Origin of the sequence: Algibacter marinivivus, from assembly GCF_003143755.1 — a bacterium.
Lineage (GTDB): Bacteria > Bacteroidota > Bacteroidia > Flavobacteriales > Flavobacteriaceae > Algibacter_B > Algibacter_B marinivivus.
In genome coordinates this window covers 598,430-613,119 of record NZ_QFRI01000002.1, presented here as the reverse complement: position 1 = coordinate 613,119, position 14,690 = coordinate 598,430, and the positions used below count along the sequence as shown (strand labels likewise).

The 14,690-nt window shown below is 31.0% G+C and carries 19 protein-coding genes; 10 read left to right on the top strand and 9 right to left on the bottom strand.

Annotated features, from left to right (window positions below; all coding sequences use genetic code 11):
* Both DIS18_RS11150 and DIS18_RS11145 read right to left on the bottom strand, forming a co-directional pair.
* Nucleotides 1-639 carry a hypothetical protein gene (locus tag DIS18_RS11150; RefSeq protein WP_109353135.1) on the bottom strand — a complete coding sequence of 213 codons (639 nt, stop codon included), beginning with the start codon at nt 637-639 and terminating at the stop codon, nt 1-3.
* Between the two features lie 140 nt (nt 640-779).
* Nucleotides 780-1,208 carry a hypothetical protein gene (locus DIS18_RS11145; RefSeq protein WP_109353134.1) on the bottom strand — a complete coding sequence of 143 codons (429 nt, stop codon included), beginning with the start codon at nt 1,206-1,208 and terminating at the stop codon, nt 780-782.
* 190 nt (nt 1,209-1,398) lie between these two features.
* On the opposite strand from DIS18_RS11145, the gene DIS18_RS11140 reads away from it, so the two are divergent.
* The 4 genes from DIS18_RS11140 to DIS18_RS11125 all read left to right on the top strand — a co-directional run bounded on the left by DIS18_RS11140 (nt 1,399) and on the right by DIS18_RS11125 (nt 3,967).
* Complete coding sequence (locus tag DIS18_RS11140) at nt 1,399-2,331, top strand: peptidylprolyl isomerase (protein ID WP_109353247.1); 933 nt, start codon at nt 1,399-1,401, stop codon at nt 2,329-2,331.
* Between the two features lie 135 nt (nt 2,332-2,466).
* Nucleotides 2,467-2,889 carry a hypothetical protein gene (locus DIS18_RS11135; RefSeq protein ID WP_109353133.1) on the top strand — a complete coding sequence of 141 codons (423 nt, stop codon included), beginning with the start codon at nt 2,467-2,469 and terminating at the stop codon, nt 2,887-2,889.
* A gap of 46 nt (nt 2,890-2,935) precedes the next feature.
* The gene (locus DIS18_RS11130) at nt 2,936-3,481 is read left to right on the top strand and encodes a YfiT family bacillithiol transferase (protein ID WP_109353132.1); all 546 of its coding nucleotides are present in this window, start codon (nt 2,936-2,938) and stop codon (nt 3,479-3,481) included.
* Complete coding sequence (locus DIS18_RS11125) at nt 3,482-3,967, top strand: GNAT family N-acetyltransferase (RefSeq protein WP_109353131.1); 486 nt, start codon at nt 3,482-3,484, stop codon at nt 3,965-3,967.
* On the opposite strand, the gene DIS18_RS11120 is transcribed toward DIS18_RS11125, so the two are convergent.
* Complete coding sequence (locus tag DIS18_RS11120; RefSeq protein WP_109353130.1) at nt 3,960-4,520, bottom strand: thioredoxin family protein; 561 nt, start codon at nt 4,518-4,520, stop codon at nt 3,960-3,962. The two genes, DIS18_RS11125 and DIS18_RS11120, sit on opposite strands and share 8 nt — an antisense overlap.
* Nucleotides 4,521-4,565: 45 nt before the next feature.
* On the opposite strand from DIS18_RS11120, the gene DIS18_RS11115 reads away from it, so the two are divergent.
* From DIS18_RS11115 to DIS18_RS11105, 3 genes are read left to right on the top strand one after another with little or no spacing between them, the layout of a single operon-like run.
* The gene (locus DIS18_RS11115; protein WP_109353129.1) at nt 4,566-4,901 is read left to right on the top strand and encodes a tRNA-binding protein; all 336 of its coding nucleotides are present in this window, start codon (nt 4,566-4,568) and stop codon (nt 4,899-4,901) included.
* Nucleotides 4,902-4,904: 3 nt separating this feature from the next.
* The gene (locus DIS18_RS11110; protein WP_109353128.1) at nt 4,905-5,807 is read left to right on the top strand and encodes a bile acid:sodium symporter family protein; all 903 of its coding nucleotides are present in this window, start codon (nt 4,905-4,907) and stop codon (nt 5,805-5,807) included.
* The gene (locus DIS18_RS11105; RefSeq protein WP_245925673.1) at nt 5,804-6,835 is read left to right on the top strand and encodes a lysophospholipid acyltransferase family protein; all 1,032 of its coding nucleotides are present in this window, start codon (nt 5,804-5,806) and stop codon (nt 6,833-6,835) included. Before DIS18_RS11110 ends, DIS18_RS11105 begins: the two co-directional genes overlap by 4 nt.
* Before the next feature lie 48 nt (nt 6,836-6,883).
* Here DIS18_RS11105 and DIS18_RS11100 read toward each other — a convergent pair whose 3' ends face one another.
* Nucleotides 6,884-7,261 (bottom strand): PUR family DNA/RNA-binding protein, encoded by a 378-nt coding sequence (locus DIS18_RS11100; protein WP_109353127.1) that lies wholly within the window; start codon nt 7,259-7,261, stop codon nt 6,884-6,886.
* Nucleotides 7,262-7,453: 192 nt separating this feature from the next.
* Nucleotides 7,454-9,217 (bottom strand): ABC transporter ATP-binding protein, encoded by a 1,764-nt coding sequence (locus DIS18_RS11095; protein WP_109353126.1) that lies wholly within the window; start codon nt 9,215-9,217, stop codon nt 7,454-7,456.
* 365 nt (nt 9,218-9,582) lie between these two features.
* Here DIS18_RS11095 and nusB point away from each other — a divergent pair, with 365 nt between their 5' ends.
* The 3 genes from nusB to yajC all read left to right on the top strand — a co-directional run bounded on the left by nusB (nt 9,583) and on the right by yajC (nt 11,428).
* The gene (nusB, locus tag DIS18_RS11090; protein ID WP_109353125.1) at nt 9,583-10,530 is read left to right on the top strand and encodes a transcription antitermination factor NusB; all 948 of its coding nucleotides are present in this window, start codon (nt 9,583-9,585) and stop codon (nt 10,528-10,530) included.
* 106 nt (nt 10,531-10,636) lie between these two features.
* Nucleotides 10,637-11,119 carry a DUF1573 domain-containing protein gene (locus DIS18_RS11085; protein WP_109353124.1) on the top strand — a complete coding sequence of 161 codons (483 nt, stop codon included), beginning with the start codon at nt 10,637-10,639 and terminating at the stop codon, nt 11,117-11,119.
* A gap of 12 nt (nt 11,120-11,131) precedes the next feature.
* Nucleotides 11,132-11,428, top strand: a complete 297-nt coding sequence (gene yajC / locus DIS18_RS11080; RefSeq protein WP_109353123.1) for a preprotein translocase subunit YajC — start codon at nt 11,132-11,134, stop codon at nt 11,426-11,428.
* A gap of 83 nt (nt 11,429-11,511) precedes the next feature.
* Here yajC and DIS18_RS11075 read toward each other — a convergent pair whose 3' ends face one another.
* The 4 genes from DIS18_RS11075 to DIS18_RS11060 form a co-directional block, all read right to left on the bottom strand.
* Entirely contained in the window at nt 11,512-12,111 is a 600-nt protein-coding gene (locus DIS18_RS11075) for a YdeI/OmpD-associated family protein (RefSeq protein ID WP_109353245.1), read from the bottom strand.
* Between the two features lie 60 nt (nt 12,112-12,171).
* Nucleotides 12,172-12,534, bottom strand: coding sequence for a SnoaL-like domain-containing protein (locus tag DIS18_RS11070; RefSeq protein WP_109353122.1), 363 nt, complete (start codon nt 12,532-12,534; stop codon nt 12,172-12,174).
* A gap of 298 nt (nt 12,535-12,832) precedes the next feature.
* Nucleotides 12,833-13,210 (bottom strand): DUF2200 domain-containing protein, encoded by a 378-nt coding sequence (locus DIS18_RS11065; protein ID WP_109353121.1) that lies wholly within the window; start codon nt 13,208-13,210, stop codon nt 12,833-12,835.
* A gap of 157 nt (nt 13,211-13,367) precedes the next feature.
* On the bottom strand, nt 13,368-14,675 hold the full coding sequence (locus DIS18_RS11060; protein ID WP_109353120.1) for a cryptochrome/photolyase family protein: 1,308 nt from the start codon (nt 14,673-14,675) through the stop codon (nt 13,368-13,370).
* Nucleotides 14,676-14,690 lie beyond the last annotated feature (15 nt).

Genomic DNA, 14,690 nt, shown 5'->3' with positions numbered 1-14,690 from the left:
TTATTTTGTTAATATTTCAGCTGATTTCCAAACGTATTCTTTGGAGAACTCTCCAAAATAACTAATGAAATCTCCTTTTTTTGAGATGGTTACAAAACTGCTACACGGATAATGGTACTTAAAAAAGAGTTTTTCAATTATTTCATTAGGGTCTTTATACCAATTCATTACCCCATTCCCATATTTTTCAAGACCCTCTTTGTCTTTATAAATATATATAGGTTTCGTTTGAGTTATTTTATACAGTTTTTTTTCAAGTCTCTTAAACCAAGATTTTATGTAACTTTTTGAAGCAGAACCACTTGAATTACAAAGGTCTTTTCCTGGGTAATAAATAATTACTATTGTTTTAGATGAATCAATTTTTTTATTTATGATTGAAGTTAGCAATGAATCAAGTTTTTTTTTGTTTTCTATAGTTCCCCGATTTTCCCTTACAGAAAGAATTTTATGGTTAATAGAATCTCCTTGAATACTTAATAATCCGTTTTCCCATTTTCTGTTTTCATATTCCGTTTTTAAAATTGGGTTATAGTTTTCGTCAAAGTATTTAATATTATTTTCCATTTTCTGGTTTTGAGAAAACAAGAAACTTGAAATTAAAGCGATTGTTATAAATATTTGAAGTGATTTTTTCATATCTTATATAATATTCAGTGGATATGAAATTATTTTAATATTAAAAGAAGCTCTGTACATGTGTTTTATATCCAATTCTAAACGAATTTAGAAAAATTTTCTGACAAAATCAAGTAGTAAAGTAAACTAAAATCTTCAGCTTAAAGCGTCTTAAAAACAACCTCTTGTTTCTTAACACTCAAGGTTAAAGCAGTAATCTTATTTTTATCAAAATTAGCAACATCTTCTTTTTCAATTTGGAAATCTATTCTGGTAATATATCTATTATTAATATAAGAGTGGTCAGATTCAAACTCATCCATATCTGAGTTTAAAACCAAATCAAAATCCTGACCCTTTAATGCAAGTTTAGCACCTTTATTAGTTTTAATTTTAAAAGCACCTACTATAATGGTTATTACATAAAAATAGCCTCCAAGTTCGGAGGTTTTTCCAAATAACACATTTTCTTCAGAAACAGCAAACGCTTCTTCATCAATAGACTTAATAATATCATCTATTTGATTTTCATTATGAGTTTGTTTCTTATCACTAAAAGCAGCACGAATTTTATTTAAACCAAATTTCATTGTATTACGTTTTTTGTAAAACTAGAATTATAATTAATAAGAGCAAAACTAAAGTAGTAAATCATTTCATGAAATTTTATCTATATATAGTAAGAAGGATAAATGTGATATACATGTTATGATTTTGTATAAGTATTAAGTTTTAGTTATGTATGTTTTATATATTTGCAACTTATTAAAAAATAGAACAATGCAAGACGGATTATACGCAAAATTTAATACAACAAAAGGAGAGATTCTTGTTGCTTTAGAGTACCAAAAAACACCAGGAACAGTAGGTAATTTTGTTGCTTTGGCTGAAGGTAATTTAGAAAACAAAGTAAAAGCTCAAGGCACACCATATTATGATGGTTTAAAATTCCATAGAGTGATTCCAGATTTTATGATTCAAGGGGGATGCCCACAAGGTTCAGGAGCTGGAAATCCAGGTTACCAGTTTGATGATGAGTTTCACCCAGATTTAAAACACGACGGCCCAGGAGTGTTATCTATGGCAAATGCAGGCCCAGGAACAAACGGAAGTCAGTTTTTCATCACGCATACAGCTACGGATTGGTTAGATGGTAAACATACCGTTTTTGGTAAAGTAGTAGAAGGTCAAAATATTGTTGATGCTATTGCTCAAGGTGATAAAATTGAAAGTTTAGAAATAGTAAGAGTAGGCGCAGATGCAGAAGGTTATAACGCTATTGAAGCATTTAGAACTTTTGAAGGATCAAGAGCTAAAAGAATAGCAGAAGCAAAAGCTACTGCTGAGGCAGAATTAGATAAACTAGCAACTGGTTTTGATAAAACCGATAGTGGTTTACGTTACCAAATTATCCAAAAAGGTTCTGGTGCTAAAGCAGAAAAAGGACAAACTGTTTCTGTACACTACAAAGGTCAGTTATCAGACGGAACTGTTTTTGATTCGTCATACAAACGTAACGCACCAATAGATTTTCCATTAGGTGTTGGTCAAGTTATTCCAGGATGGGATGAAGGGATTAGCTTATTAAAAGTAGGAGATAAGGCACGTTTAGTAATTCCTAGTCATTTAGGATACGGAAGTGCTGGTGCAGGTGGTGTTATTCCACCAGATGCTACACTTGTTTTTGATGTGGAGTTAATGGATGTGAAATAATCGATAAAGAATATATAAACTCGATAACAAGACACCTTTTTTAAGGTGTCTTGTTTGTTTTGGTAGCATAACGTTTAATTATATTAATTATCGATTATATTTTAACAAGGCGAAAATGATATTTATTTTCGCTTTGTGATTAGTATCAACCAAACCCACTTAAAATCAGAAGTACTAAAAGAACTCAATTATTCTTTTGGTGATATCTTCATTTTCAAAGGTTTTATAGTATCTGAGATAAAATCTGGTGTTAACTTTAGTTGGAGTGAACATGCTAATCAAATCGTACAAGATGTATCTTGCTTTTTAGGTACTGATGGAAGCGATTTAATTTATATTTCCAATCGTATTAATTCTTATGCAGTAGTCGCTATGGATTGGTTAAAATTTTTCAAGAATAGTTACTTTTTAAAAGGGTACTATGTGGTTTCAGATAGCCCTGTTGGAAAACTCAATTTAATGGTAGAAAGTTTATTTTTTAAAAATAAAATTAAAAGTTTTAGCTCATTATATTCTGCAATTAATTGGGCTAAAAAAGGAACTGCTGAGGTTGCATAATCGTAAATTATACTTATTTTAGAGGTTCACTTAAAAATTATGTCTCGTGAATGCTTCAGAACTAGAACAACTAAAATATCCTATAGGACAGTTTGAATATCCAACAAATCTTTCTAAACAACATATTGAAGACTGGATAACAACTTTAGAGCAATTTCCTATTCGTTTTGAAGCTCTTGTAAAACATCTAACTAAAGAGCAGTTAGATACACCTTACAGACCTGGTGGGTGGACTATTAGACAAACGGTTCACCATGTTTCTGATAGTCATCATCATAGTTATACACGTTTTAAATGGGCATTAACAGAAGATAAACCTGTTATAAAAGCTTATGATGAAGCACTTTGGGCAGAATTAAGCGATAGTAAATCAGCACCTATCCAAATGTCAATAGAGCATTTAAAAGCGATACATTATAAATTAGTAAATCTTTTAAAATCATTATCTGAAGATGATTTAAAGAAGAGTTTTATTCACCCAGAAAGTAATAGTGAGGTATTACTTAGTTATAATGTTGGTAATTATGCGTGGCATAGTAACCACCATTATGCACATATTGAAAACGTAATGAAACGTAAAGGTTGGTTGTAAATGATAAGACCAGTTAAAATTGATGATGCTCAAGAATTGTTAGAAATTTATAATTATTATGTTATAAATACAACTGCAAACTTTGATATTGAGCCTTTATCGCTTGAGACTTTTACTAAAAAGTTAAATCATATAATTCCTAATTATCCTTATATCGTTTATGAGGAAAACAATGAAATTTTAGGATATGCTTATGGAAGCAGATTTAGACCAAGACCCGCCTATGATTTTGTAGCAGAATCTACTGTATATGTAAAGCATACAGCACATGGCAAGCAAATAGGAACCAAGTTATATGAAGAATTAATTAGATTACTCAAAAAAACAGATTTACATTCAGTTCTCGGTGTTTTAACTATTCCTAATGATGCAAGTATAAAACTTCATGAGAAATTAGGTTTCGAGCAGGTAGCTAACCTGAAAGAAGTAGGTATGAAGTTTGGAGAATGGCAAAACATTGGTATCTGGCAATTAAAACTTAGCTAGATTTCCACTTGATATTACAACCAATACTTGGTTTTTGGGTTTGTGTATTGTCTTTACCTTCAAGTAAGCAATCTATAGCGTGTCTCATATCTTTGCCTGTTATTGGAATACCATTTCCAGGTCTAGAATTATCAAGTTGCCCTCTATAAGTTAATTTTAAATCTTTATCAAAAACATAAAAATCAGGTGTGCAAGCTGCATCATAAGCCTTTGCGACATCCTGTGTTTCATCATATAAATAGGGAAAAGGATAATTTTCAGATTCAGCATGAAGTTTCATTTTTTCTGGAGAATCTTGTGGATAATTAACAGCGTCATTGCTAGAAATAGCAATAAAACTCAAGCCTTTACTAGTATATAAGTTTGCAATAGAAACCAATTCAGGATTTACATGAATCACAAAAGGACAGTGGTTACAGATAAACATTATAACTGTGCCTTTTTCACCTTTAATATCATTCAATTTTAAAACTGCATCAGAAACGGTGTCTAATAGCGAAAAATCTGGAGCTGTGGTTCCTAGTGGAAGCATATTTGAAGGTGTTCTAGCCATAATTTTAATTTCTTCAAAGTTCGTAATTATTTGTATTTTTAAAAAATGAGCGATACAATATCTTTTGAAGATTTTACTAAAGTAGATTTACGAGTAGGAACCATAATTGAAGTTAATGACTTTCCTGAAGCCAGAAACCCTGCTTACCAACTAACTATCGATTTTGGAGATTTAGGTATTAAAAAATCTTCTGCACAAATCACAACGCTTTACAAAAAAGAAGATTTATTAAATAGACAAATTATTGCAGTAGTTAACTTTCCCAAAAAGCAAATTGCTAAATTTATGAGTGAATGTTTAGTGCTTGGTGCTGTTAATGGTAAAGATGTTATACTATTAAACCCAGAAAGTAAAGTTAAAAACGGAACACCTGTAAATTAATTTATGGAAGACCTAGATGCAGTTCAGATAAATTTTGATAGTAGCGGATTATGGGTGTTGAATATTGCTCTTGCAGTTGTTATGTTTGGAGTAGCTCTAAACATTACTATAAATGACTTTAAGCAATTATTCAAAGAGCCTAAGTTAGTTTTATTGGGTGTTTTATGTCAATTTATATTATTACCTCTTGCATCGTTTCTTTTAGTTGTTTTAATTAAGCCACAACCTAGTATTGCTTTAGGAATGCTAATGGTTGCTGCTTGTCCTGGTGGTAATATTTCAAACTTCATGACGCATTTGGCAAAAGGAAATACGGCATTATCAGTTAGCTTGACAGCATTTGCAACCTTTTTGGCTATGTTTATGACGCCATTTAACTTTCAGTTTTATAGTGGATTATACGAACCTACTGCTGAGATATTAAAAACAGTTCAATTAGACGGGTTTGCATTGGTGAAACTCGTATTACTTATTTTAGGAATCCCTCTGGTTTTGGGAATGTTACTTCGGTTTAAATGTCCACTTTTAGCAATAAAGTTATCTAAATTCTTAAAGCCATTATCCATTTTGGTATTTGTAGCAATTGTTGTTATTGCTTTTTCAAAAAATATAGATGTTTTTAATACATACATACATCATGTTTTAGCTTTGGGAATTGCGCATAATATATTGGCACTTTTACTTGGTTTTGGTATAGCGAAGTTATTTAAACTATCTTTTAAAAATCAAAAAACATTAGCTATAGAAACGGGAATACAAAACTCTGGTCTAGGCTTGTTATTAATTTTTTCGTTTTTTAATGATTTAGGTGGAATGGCAATTCTGGCAGCTTTTTGGGGAATATGGCATATTATATCAGGATTGTTATTAGCCTTTTTTTGGTCTAGAAAAAAAGAACAGATTTGAGACGTATTTGGTTATTATGTGTTAGAGCTTATATAAGCGCTGGAATGTTTTTCTATTTTAGAAGGATTAAAGTTTTTGGTATTGAAAATATTCCTAAAAACAAATCCGTTTTGCTATTAAGCAATCATCAAAATGCGCTTTTAGACGCTCTATTGATTGCTACAAAATCAAATAGATATTCTTATTTCTTGACTAGAGCTGGTGTTTTTCAAAAACCTTTTGTAGCAAAATTATTGAAGAGTTTACAAATGCTCCCAGTTTATAGAGTTAGAGATGGTTGGGGTAATTTAAGTAATAACAATGCTATTTTTGAAACCTGCTCTGAGCTTTTAAATAAAAAGGAATGTGTTGTTATTTTTCCTGAAGGCAATCATAATTTAATGCGAAGAGTAAGACCGTTAAGCAAAGGTTTTACAAGAATAGTTTTAAACACTTTTGAAAAATACCCTAATATAGATTTACAGTTGCTTCCTGTTGGATTAAACTATCAAGATGCTGTAAAATTTCCCGATAGTACTGCAATTTATTTTGGAAAAACAATTGAAGCTAAAAATTATATTTCAGGAGATAAAAATAATGATGTAGTTAGTTTGAAGTCTAAAATTCAATCTGAAATCTCTCAATTAACTACAAATATTCCAAAAGACGATTATGAAGTTATTTTAGGGAAGTTAAAGTTAATGGAAACTGATTTTTTAAACCCGAAAGCTGTTAATGCATGCATAGACTTTAACTTTAAAGATTGTAAAATAAAGAAGGTAAGACGAAACATGTTTTTAGAGTATTTCTCTAAATTCCTTTTAATTTTAATATTTCCAATCCCTTATATTTTATGGAAGTTTTTAATAAAACCAAGAATTAAAGAAATAGAGTTTTTATCAACTTTTAGATTTGCAGCTGTTGTAACTTTAGCTCCAGTATGGTTAATTATTTTATTTCTAGCTTTTGGAGTTACTTTAAGTTGGAGTTTAGCTTCTTTATGTTTAATAGCTATAATAATTATTTCTATAGTTGCAGTTAAGGCATAAAAAAACCGCAACTTAAAATTGCGGTTTTTTTACTTATTTTTTTGAAGATTAAATATCATCAAAATCTATATCAGTAAAACTTTCTGGTGTTTTAGTTTTTAAATCTGCTTCAGTAACTCGAGATCCGTCGTCTTCATATTCCTTTTTGAAATCTTTTTGATGACGGTCACTAATTACTTCATCACCCTTTTCAGCAATAATATAATCAGTCATTTCAGCTAAAATCTCTTTAAACTCAGCAAAGTCTTCTTTGTAAATGTAAATTTTATGTTTTTTGTAATGAAACGATCCATCGTCATTAGTGAATTTTTTACTTTCTGTAATTGTTAAGTAATAATCTTCAGCTTTAGTAGCTCTTACATCAAAAAAATAGGTTCTTCTGCCTGCTCTTAATACTTTCGAAAAAATTTCCTCTTTCTCCATCATATCATTAAAATTCTATAAATTTATTATCTAATTATAGTATCAAAAATCTAAAAAAAAACGGTAATAACCAATAAATAATAAATTTTCTTTTTAAAATATTCAATTTTGTTGCATTTAATTTAAAATTGATTTTCATCAATTTTATGAAACTAAAAATTAAATACACAATTTATATGCTTATATTTTAAATATTTAAGACGTATTGGAAGAGGTTTCGCTTAGTTGTTTTAGATATAAATCTTTGTAGTAACCATCAATATCTATAAGTGTGTCATGTTTGCCTTCTTGTACAATTTTACCATCATCTAAAACAATTATTTTGTCAGCATTTTTTGCTGAGGACACTCTATGACTTACTATAATTGATGTTTTGCCTTTAGAAATTTTGCTGAGGTTTTTTAGGATTTTCTCTTCAGTTTCAGTGTCTACTGCCGATAAACAATCATCAAACAATAAGATTTTAGGCGATTTAATAATCGCTCTAGCAATTGATACTCGCTGTTTTTGTCCACCGGATAATGTAATACCACGTTCTCCTAAAACGGTATCATAACCTTTATTAAACTTTATGATGTTTTTGTGTACTTGTGCATTTTTGGCTGCTTCAATAACATCATCATCTGTAGCATCTTGTTTTCCAAACTTAATATTAGTTTTTATGGTGTCTGAAAACAAGAAAGCATCTTGAGGGACATAACCAATGCTATCGCGCAAATCTGTTAAATTTAGCTTATCAATTTCTGTGTTATTAATTGAAATGGAACCTGCATCAATGTCATAAAGCCGACCTATTAAATCTAAAATAGTTGATTTTCCCGATCCAGTTTTTCCTAGAATGGCCAAGGTTTGTCCTGTTTTTATTTCAAAATTAACGTCTTTTAATGCTTGTATGTTAGTGTCATCATAAGTAAAGGAGACATTCTTAAAAGCTATATCTCCAGTAATTTCTGTTTGTGTATTTACAGTGTTTTTAATTTCAGGCTCTATTTTTAAAAACTCGTTAATTCGTTTTTGAGAAGCTTCAGCTTGTTGAACAATGGATGTTACCCAGCCTACAGTTGCCACTGGCCATGTGAGCATATTTACATATATAATAAACTCTGCAATGGTGCCAATACTCTCAATTTCTCCGTTGATGTATTGCATGCCACCAATGTAAATTACCAAAAGGTTACTTGTGCCTATAAGTAATATCATCATTGGAAAAAACCAAGCTTGTACTTTAGTTAAGTTTATTTGTTTTGCTTTACTTTCTGCAGCAAGTGTTTTGAAATTTACAGACGTTTGTGGCTCTATGCCATAGGCTTTAATTACAGAAATACCACTAAAAGATTCTTGTGTGTAGGTTGAAAGTTTCGAAAGGTATTCTTGTACAATAGTGCTTCGCTTGTGTATTTCTTTACTTAATTTATAAATGATAACCGACAGAATAGGAAGCGGTACTATTGTGTACAGCGTTAATTTTGGTGATGCATTTATCATGTAAATAATTACAATAACGAAAAGCGCAAGCGTGTTGATACTGTACATTAAGGCTGGACCACCATACATTCTAACTCTTGAAACATCTTCAGTGATACGATTCATTAAATCACCAGTTCTGTTTTGTTTGTAAAAGTTTAAGGATAACCTTTGGTATTGCGCATAAATTTCATTTTTTAAATCGTACTCAATATAACGAGACACATTAATAATAGTTTGCCTCATGAAAAAGGTGAGGATAGCAGCAATAATTGCGGCACCAATAATATATAAAATGGCTTCTAGTAAATCTGCTCTAAAAACATCTTCAGAGATAGATTTATCAAAATATTTTTCGATGGCAATAAATATTTTCTTTACATAACGCGGTGTGTAAAGTAAAAACAAACGTGCTACAATGGTTATTATAGAACCAATTATAAGGTGCAATCTGTATTTAAAAAAGTATTTGTTTAGATGCCTTAATTCTTTCATTTATACTATTGGGAATAGGATTGCAAATATAACTTATTAATAAGGAATATGATGGTTTATAAGGTTTGCAAAGTGTTAAATATCCTTTAAAAAAATGAAATAAGTATGGAATATGAGCTGGTGTTTTTAAGTATGATTGCGTTAGGGAGAGTAGTGGATAGCCCACAGCCCGATCCCGATAGCTATCGGAAGAGGTGCGAGGATTTGTAACCCTTAGACTGCGCTCAGGATAAACTTTATCCCGACCCTTTTTGGGTAACGGCCAAATAACTTTAATTATATTATTGTGTACTAAAATATAGTGTTATTTTTGCAGCTCTAAAAACAATGAAAGTATTTCATAATTTTTAAAAAAGTTCTTTGTAATGATGCTAAATAGAAGACATATACGTGTAAAAGTGATGCAGACTATGTATGCTTTTAAAGGTAATGAGAGTGATGATTTTGCTAAAGATCAGAAATTTTTACTTTTTAGTATTGATAATATGTACAACTTGTATTTATTGTTGATGTCTTTATTGATTGAGGTTCAGAAAAGAGCCGAAAACGACTTACAAAAGAAGCAAAAAAAACATCTTGCCACTAAAGAAGACAAAGACCCTAATAGGAAGTTTGTTAACAACCAGTTATTGAAACTGCTTAAAGAAAATGTCCAGTTAAAAAACCAACTAGAAGCCCATAAAATTACTAATTGGGAGCTTGACGGGGAGTATATTGATGTTATTTTTAAGGCTATTATTGCTAGTGATTTGTATAAGGATTATATGAAAACTAGGGTGTCTGATTTTAAGGAAGATAAAGATTTTATTGTTGATGTTTTTAAGGATATTATTGCACCAAACGATAAGCTTTATGACTATATGGAGGATAAAAACCTAACTTGGTTAGATGATCTTCCAACGGTGAATACTACCATTTTGAAGCTACTTAGAAAGGTGAAAGTAAATGCACCTGAGAATTATTTTACACCAAAACTGTATAAAGATATAGATGATAAACAGTTTGCTGTGGATTTATTTAAGAAAACACTTTTAAACAGAACAGCTATTAATAAGGAGATTGATTTAAAAACCAAAAATTGGGATTCTGAACGTATTGCTACTGTTGATTTTGTGTTGTTACAAATGGCTATTTGCGAGTTAAAAAACTTCTCTTCTATACCTGTAAAAGTGACTATTAATGAGTATTTAGAAATTTCTAAGGAATACTCTACACCAAAAAGCAGCATTTTTATTAATGGTATTTTAGATAAGTTGGTTAAAGAGTATGAAGCTGCTGGAGAACTAAATAAAATGGGCAGAGGCTTAATGTAAATAGTATTAATAAGTGTAAATTATTGTTAAGAAGAATACAAAAATTTTTAATCGGTTAAATAATTACTATTTTTGCTCAACTAAAAAAATATTAAAAATATCTATTATGAAGAAAATAATATTAGGCCTTAGCGCAATGTGTTTAATTGCATTTGCTTCTTGTAAAGAGAATGCAGCTAAAAAAATTGACGAAACAAATATCGCAGCAGCAGCTGAAAGAGATGCTGTAGCAACAAAATTTCCTGTAATTGAGTTCGATAAAAAAGAACATGATTTTGGTGAAATTGAAGCTAAAACAGCTGTAGAAACTACATTTAACTATAAAAATTCTGGTGATGCTCCTTTAGTAATTACTGATATTAAAAGTTCTTGTGGTTGTACAGTACCTCAAGATTGGAGTAGAGCACCATTATTACCAGGAGAATCTGGAAAGTTTTCTGTTAAGTTTAACGGAAGTGGATCTAACAAAGTATCTAAAACAATAACAGTTACTGCTAATACTGAAAAAGGTTCTGAAACTGTAAGAATTACAGCTTTTGTAAAACCAGACCCTAATAAAGTTGTTAAACCTGTAGCAGCCAAAAGCTAAATAAATTAAATAATGGGAGAAGGAGGATTCGGTAGTTTACTACCATTTGTGCTAATGTTTGTTGTAGTGTATTTCTTTATGATTGCACCACAAATGAAACGAGCTAAAAAAGAAAAGAAATTTGCAGCCGAATTAAAACGTGGTGATAGAGTAATTACCAAAAGCGGTTTACATGGTAAAATTGCAGATTTAAATGATAAAGATAATAGTTGTGTTATTGAAACTATGGCTGGAAAGTTAAAGTTTGATAGATCTGCTATTTCTATGGAAATGAGTTCTAAACTTAATGCTCCTGCTACTGTAAAGTAATTTAGCTAATTGCAATAAAATATAAAAGCTTCCATTTTTGGAAGCTTTTTTTATGAATTTAAATTAAGAATCAGCAATAAAACCTAACAATTTTTATATTTATCATGTAATCCAACACCTTGTATAATCATAGGCGTTATTTTTTCCAATCTTGTTTGTTTGGTAGCTTCTCGTTTGGCTGTTTGTATATATTCACAGTATTCCCGTTGTTTATATGGCGATAAGTTATTAAACGCCAAGTTTAACTCCGTATTAGCATCTAAAACACTTTTAAGCTCCACAGGTATAACCGTTTCCTTTTTCTTTCTATCGGGTTTAATTTCTTTACCCAATTTTTGATTTTCAATAGCTTCCTTGACGTAGCTCAGCACAATGTTTTTGTCAATGTCATCAATCGATTTAAAGCGCATTTGCCTCAAGGCTTTAGTTTTGTTTTCTTGGGCGTTAACCAGTAAATTATGTTGGTCTTTAAGAAAAACACCATTAAAAAACCATATACCAAAGTGGTTTTTAAAAGCACCTAGCCCTAAAACATTTTTGCCATTTACGGTATAAACAGGCGCGCTCCACTTTACGGTTTCTCCAACCTCTGTAGATGTTATAATAGATCGAAGAAGCGTTAAGGCTTCACCAAAATTTTCGTGCTCCTCAATATACTCTTCAACCGAATAAATCTTTTTCATCATTCTATTTTTAAAAGTAGTATAACCTTATTAGAATTTAATATTAAGAGTTTTAAAAGCCTACATCGTATAGAAAAACTGCTCGTTCACAATCTTACCGTCGTTAACCTCAAACACACAAACTTCCTCCATTTGCTGTCTTCCACGATCTTTAAACGTCACGTCAAAACTCATTTTACTAGTAAAATGATTATCAGCCACCACAGGATCGCTAATCTCACCACCATGAAACTCCACCACGTTGTCCAACCACTGTTTGCTTTTCTCCCAAACATGTTGCTTACCCGTAACTACTTCGCTATAAGGCACCCCAGGCATTTCCTTACTCGTTACATGCTCGCCATAAAGTTCTTGTATACACTCTAAATTCTTTCCCTCACGGCACATTTGCGCCCATTTATTTGCTACTTCTTGCGTATTCATAATTTTAGTTTGTTTTTGATGAATTATAAAAGTACTAAAATTTTAAACACACAAACCTTAATAAAATGTTATGATTTTTTTGTGTATTTGTTTGGGCGTTACCACAAGGGTCGGGCTTTCCGCTATATCTTTTTATCGTACCTCAAAAAAGGATGCCGCTGCAATCCCTAACGCGGGTCGGTTTGAAAGCTTAAGTTTTTAATTAACAGGTATATTACTTTTGGAGAGGTTAGTTTTAGCGTATTTGAATATGATTTATCAAAGTAGCTTCAAGTTAATTATTTTTTAAACACCAGATTTATTTCTTTTCTTCCCGTAAAATTTTATCCATTTTACGACCTCTTGCTAATTCATCAATCAGCTTTTCCATTTGTCTGCACTGTTTGTACAATTCAAATTCTTCTTCTATGTCTTCAATTCTATAACCACAAACAACACCTTTAATCAAGTGTGCATTAGGGTGTATTTTTGCTTTTTTAAAAAATGTTCCAAAAGTTACTTTATCTTTTATAAGTGTTTGTAAATCATCTTTATCAAAACCAGTAAACCATTCTATTACTTGGTCAAGTTCTTCTTTTGTTCTATCATTTTTCACCAGCCTATTCAAGTAAAGCGGATAAATGAATGCAAATATCATATTAGCGACTTTTTCATTTTTTTCTGCAGTAACTTTCATCTTTATTTGATTTTGAATTAGCGGCTTTGTGTATAATGTCGTTGAGTATTTGAGGAACTAATTTAACAAATACTAATCAAATAGAAAACCACATGGTTTTTTGTAGGTAGTTGAATACTAGTAATTAATTATAAACGTTGTTTTGCGTAGTTTTTATTTACAAATTCAAAGCACGCTTATATGTCTCCAAACAGCGTTCTCTAGCAAATTTATGATCTACAATAGGTTGTGGATACGTCAGTTCCTGAAAATCTGGAACCCATTGTTTTATGTAGTTTAAATCCTTATCGAACTTTTGTATTTGTGTAGTTGGGTTAAAAATCCTGAAGTAAGGTGCAGCATCAACACCACAACCAGCAACCCATTGCCAGTTACCAACATTGCTTGCCATATCGTAATCGTGGAGTTTTTCTGCAAAATAGGCTTCTCCCCAGCGCCAATCAATAAGTAAATGTTTGCATAAAAAACTACCTACTAACATACGTACACGGTTATGCATAAACCCAGTTTGATTTAGTTGGCGCATACCAGCATCAACTAACGTGTAGCCAGTTTTACCTTCACACCAAGCTTTAAACTCGTTTTCGTTATTACGCCATTCAATACGGTCGTACTTTGGCTTAAAACTGGAATCTTTTGTATGAGGAAAATGCCAAAGAATCTGCATAAAAAACTCGCGCCAAATAAGTTCTTGCCAAAATATTTCATTGGTTTCAGCAATGGCTTTTTTTACCATTTTACGTACACTTACTGTTCCAAAACGCAAATGTGGTCCTAATTTAGAAGTCGCATCTTGTGCAGGGAAATTTCGTGTAGCTTCGTAGTCTTGAATCAATTTTGGATTTACAGTATAGGGTTCAATCTTTTGGTTAGATTTTTTAAATCCAATATCCGATAAATTTAAACTTGGTAAATCTACTCCCGAAATTAAATTATCAAGCAATTTTTCAGAAGTATAAATTTTAAAATCCAGTTTCCTAAACGTTTCTTTCCAACGTTTCATGTATGGTGTGTATACCAAATACGGATTACCATCACTTTTTGTTACATCGTCTTTTTCAAAAATAACCTGATCTTTAAAAGTGTTAAATTGAATATGATGTTTAGATAAAAACGTGTCTATTTCAGCATCACGCTTTTTAGCATAAGGCTCGTAATCATGATTGGTGTAAACCGCTTCAATATTATATGCCTCAATTAATGCTTTGTAAATACTTATCGGTTTACCATAAAACAAAGCAATGCTACTGTTGTGTTTGTCTTGTAAAGTAGATTTCATTTCCTGAAGTGTTTCGTGTATAAACATTACACGAGCATCGTCTTCAGGGAGTTTATCTAAAATTTCAGAATCAAAAATAAAAATGGGTAAAACAGGATTTTTACCTTTTAAAGCTTCGTAAAAACCAACATTATCATTTAATCTTAAATCACGACGAAACCAGAATATATTTACTGTTTGTTTCATTTAAAAAAAATAAAT

What these genes read in the sequence shown, in the direction of transcription:
- DIS18_RS11120 (WP_109353130.1), bottom strand. Translation starts at nt 4,520, where the DNA reads ATGGCTAGAACACCTTCAAATATGCTTCCACTAGGAACCACAGCTCCA.
- DIS18_RS11100 (WP_109353127.1), bottom strand. Translation starts at nt 7,261, where the DNA reads ATGATGGAGAAAGAGGAAATTTTTTCGAAAGTATTAAGAGCAGGCAGA.
- yajC (WP_109353123.1), top strand. Translation starts at nt 11,132, where the DNA reads ATGGGAGAAGGAGGATTCGGTAGTTTACTACCATTTGTGCTAATGTTT.
- DIS18_RS11085 (WP_109353124.1), top strand. Translation starts at nt 10,637, where the DNA reads ATGAAGAAAATAATATTAGGCCTTAGCGCAATGTGTTTAATTGCATTT.
- DIS18_RS11060 (WP_109353120.1), bottom strand. Translation starts at nt 14,675, where the DNA reads ATGAAACAAACAGTAAATATATTCTGGTTTCGTCGTGATTTAAGATTA.
- DIS18_RS11075 (WP_109353245.1), bottom strand. Translation starts at nt 12,111, where the DNA reads ATGAAAAAGATTTATTCGGTTGAAGAGTATATTGAGGAGCACGAAAAT.
- DIS18_RS11140 (WP_109353247.1), top strand. Translation starts at nt 1,399, where the DNA reads ATGCAAGACGGATTATACGCAAAATTTAATACAACAAAAGGAGAGATT.
- DIS18_RS11095 (WP_109353126.1), bottom strand. Translation starts at nt 9,217, where the DNA reads ATGAAAGAATTAAGGCATCTAAACAAATACTTTTTTAAATACAGATTG.
- nusB (WP_109353125.1), top strand. Translation starts at nt 9,583, where the DNA reads ATGATGCTAAATAGAAGACATATACGTGTAAAAGTGATGCAGACTATG.
- DIS18_RS11145 (WP_109353134.1), bottom strand. Translation starts at nt 1,208, where the DNA reads ATGAAATTTGGTTTAAATAAAATTCGTGCTGCTTTTAGTGATAAGAAA.
- DIS18_RS11125 (WP_109353131.1), top strand. Translation starts at nt 3,482, where the DNA reads ATGATAAGACCAGTTAAAATTGATGATGCTCAAGAATTGTTAGAAATT.
- DIS18_RS11150 (WP_109353135.1), bottom strand. Translation starts at nt 639, where the DNA reads ATGAAAAAATCACTTCAAATATTTATAACAATCGCTTTAATTTCAAGT.
- DIS18_RS11110 (WP_109353128.1), top strand. Translation starts at nt 4,905, where the DNA reads ATGGAAGACCTAGATGCAGTTCAGATAAATTTTGATAGTAGCGGATTA.
- DIS18_RS11115 (WP_109353129.1), top strand. Translation starts at nt 4,566, where the DNA reads ATGAGCGATACAATATCTTTTGAAGATTTTACTAAAGTAGATTTACGA.
- DIS18_RS11070 (WP_109353122.1), bottom strand. Translation starts at nt 12,534, where the DNA reads ATGAATACGCAAGAAGTAGCAAATAAATGGGCGCAAATGTGCCGTGAG.
- DIS18_RS11065 (WP_109353121.1), bottom strand. Translation starts at nt 13,210, where the DNA reads ATGAAAGTTACTGCAGAAAAAAATGAAAAAGTCGCTAATATGATATTT.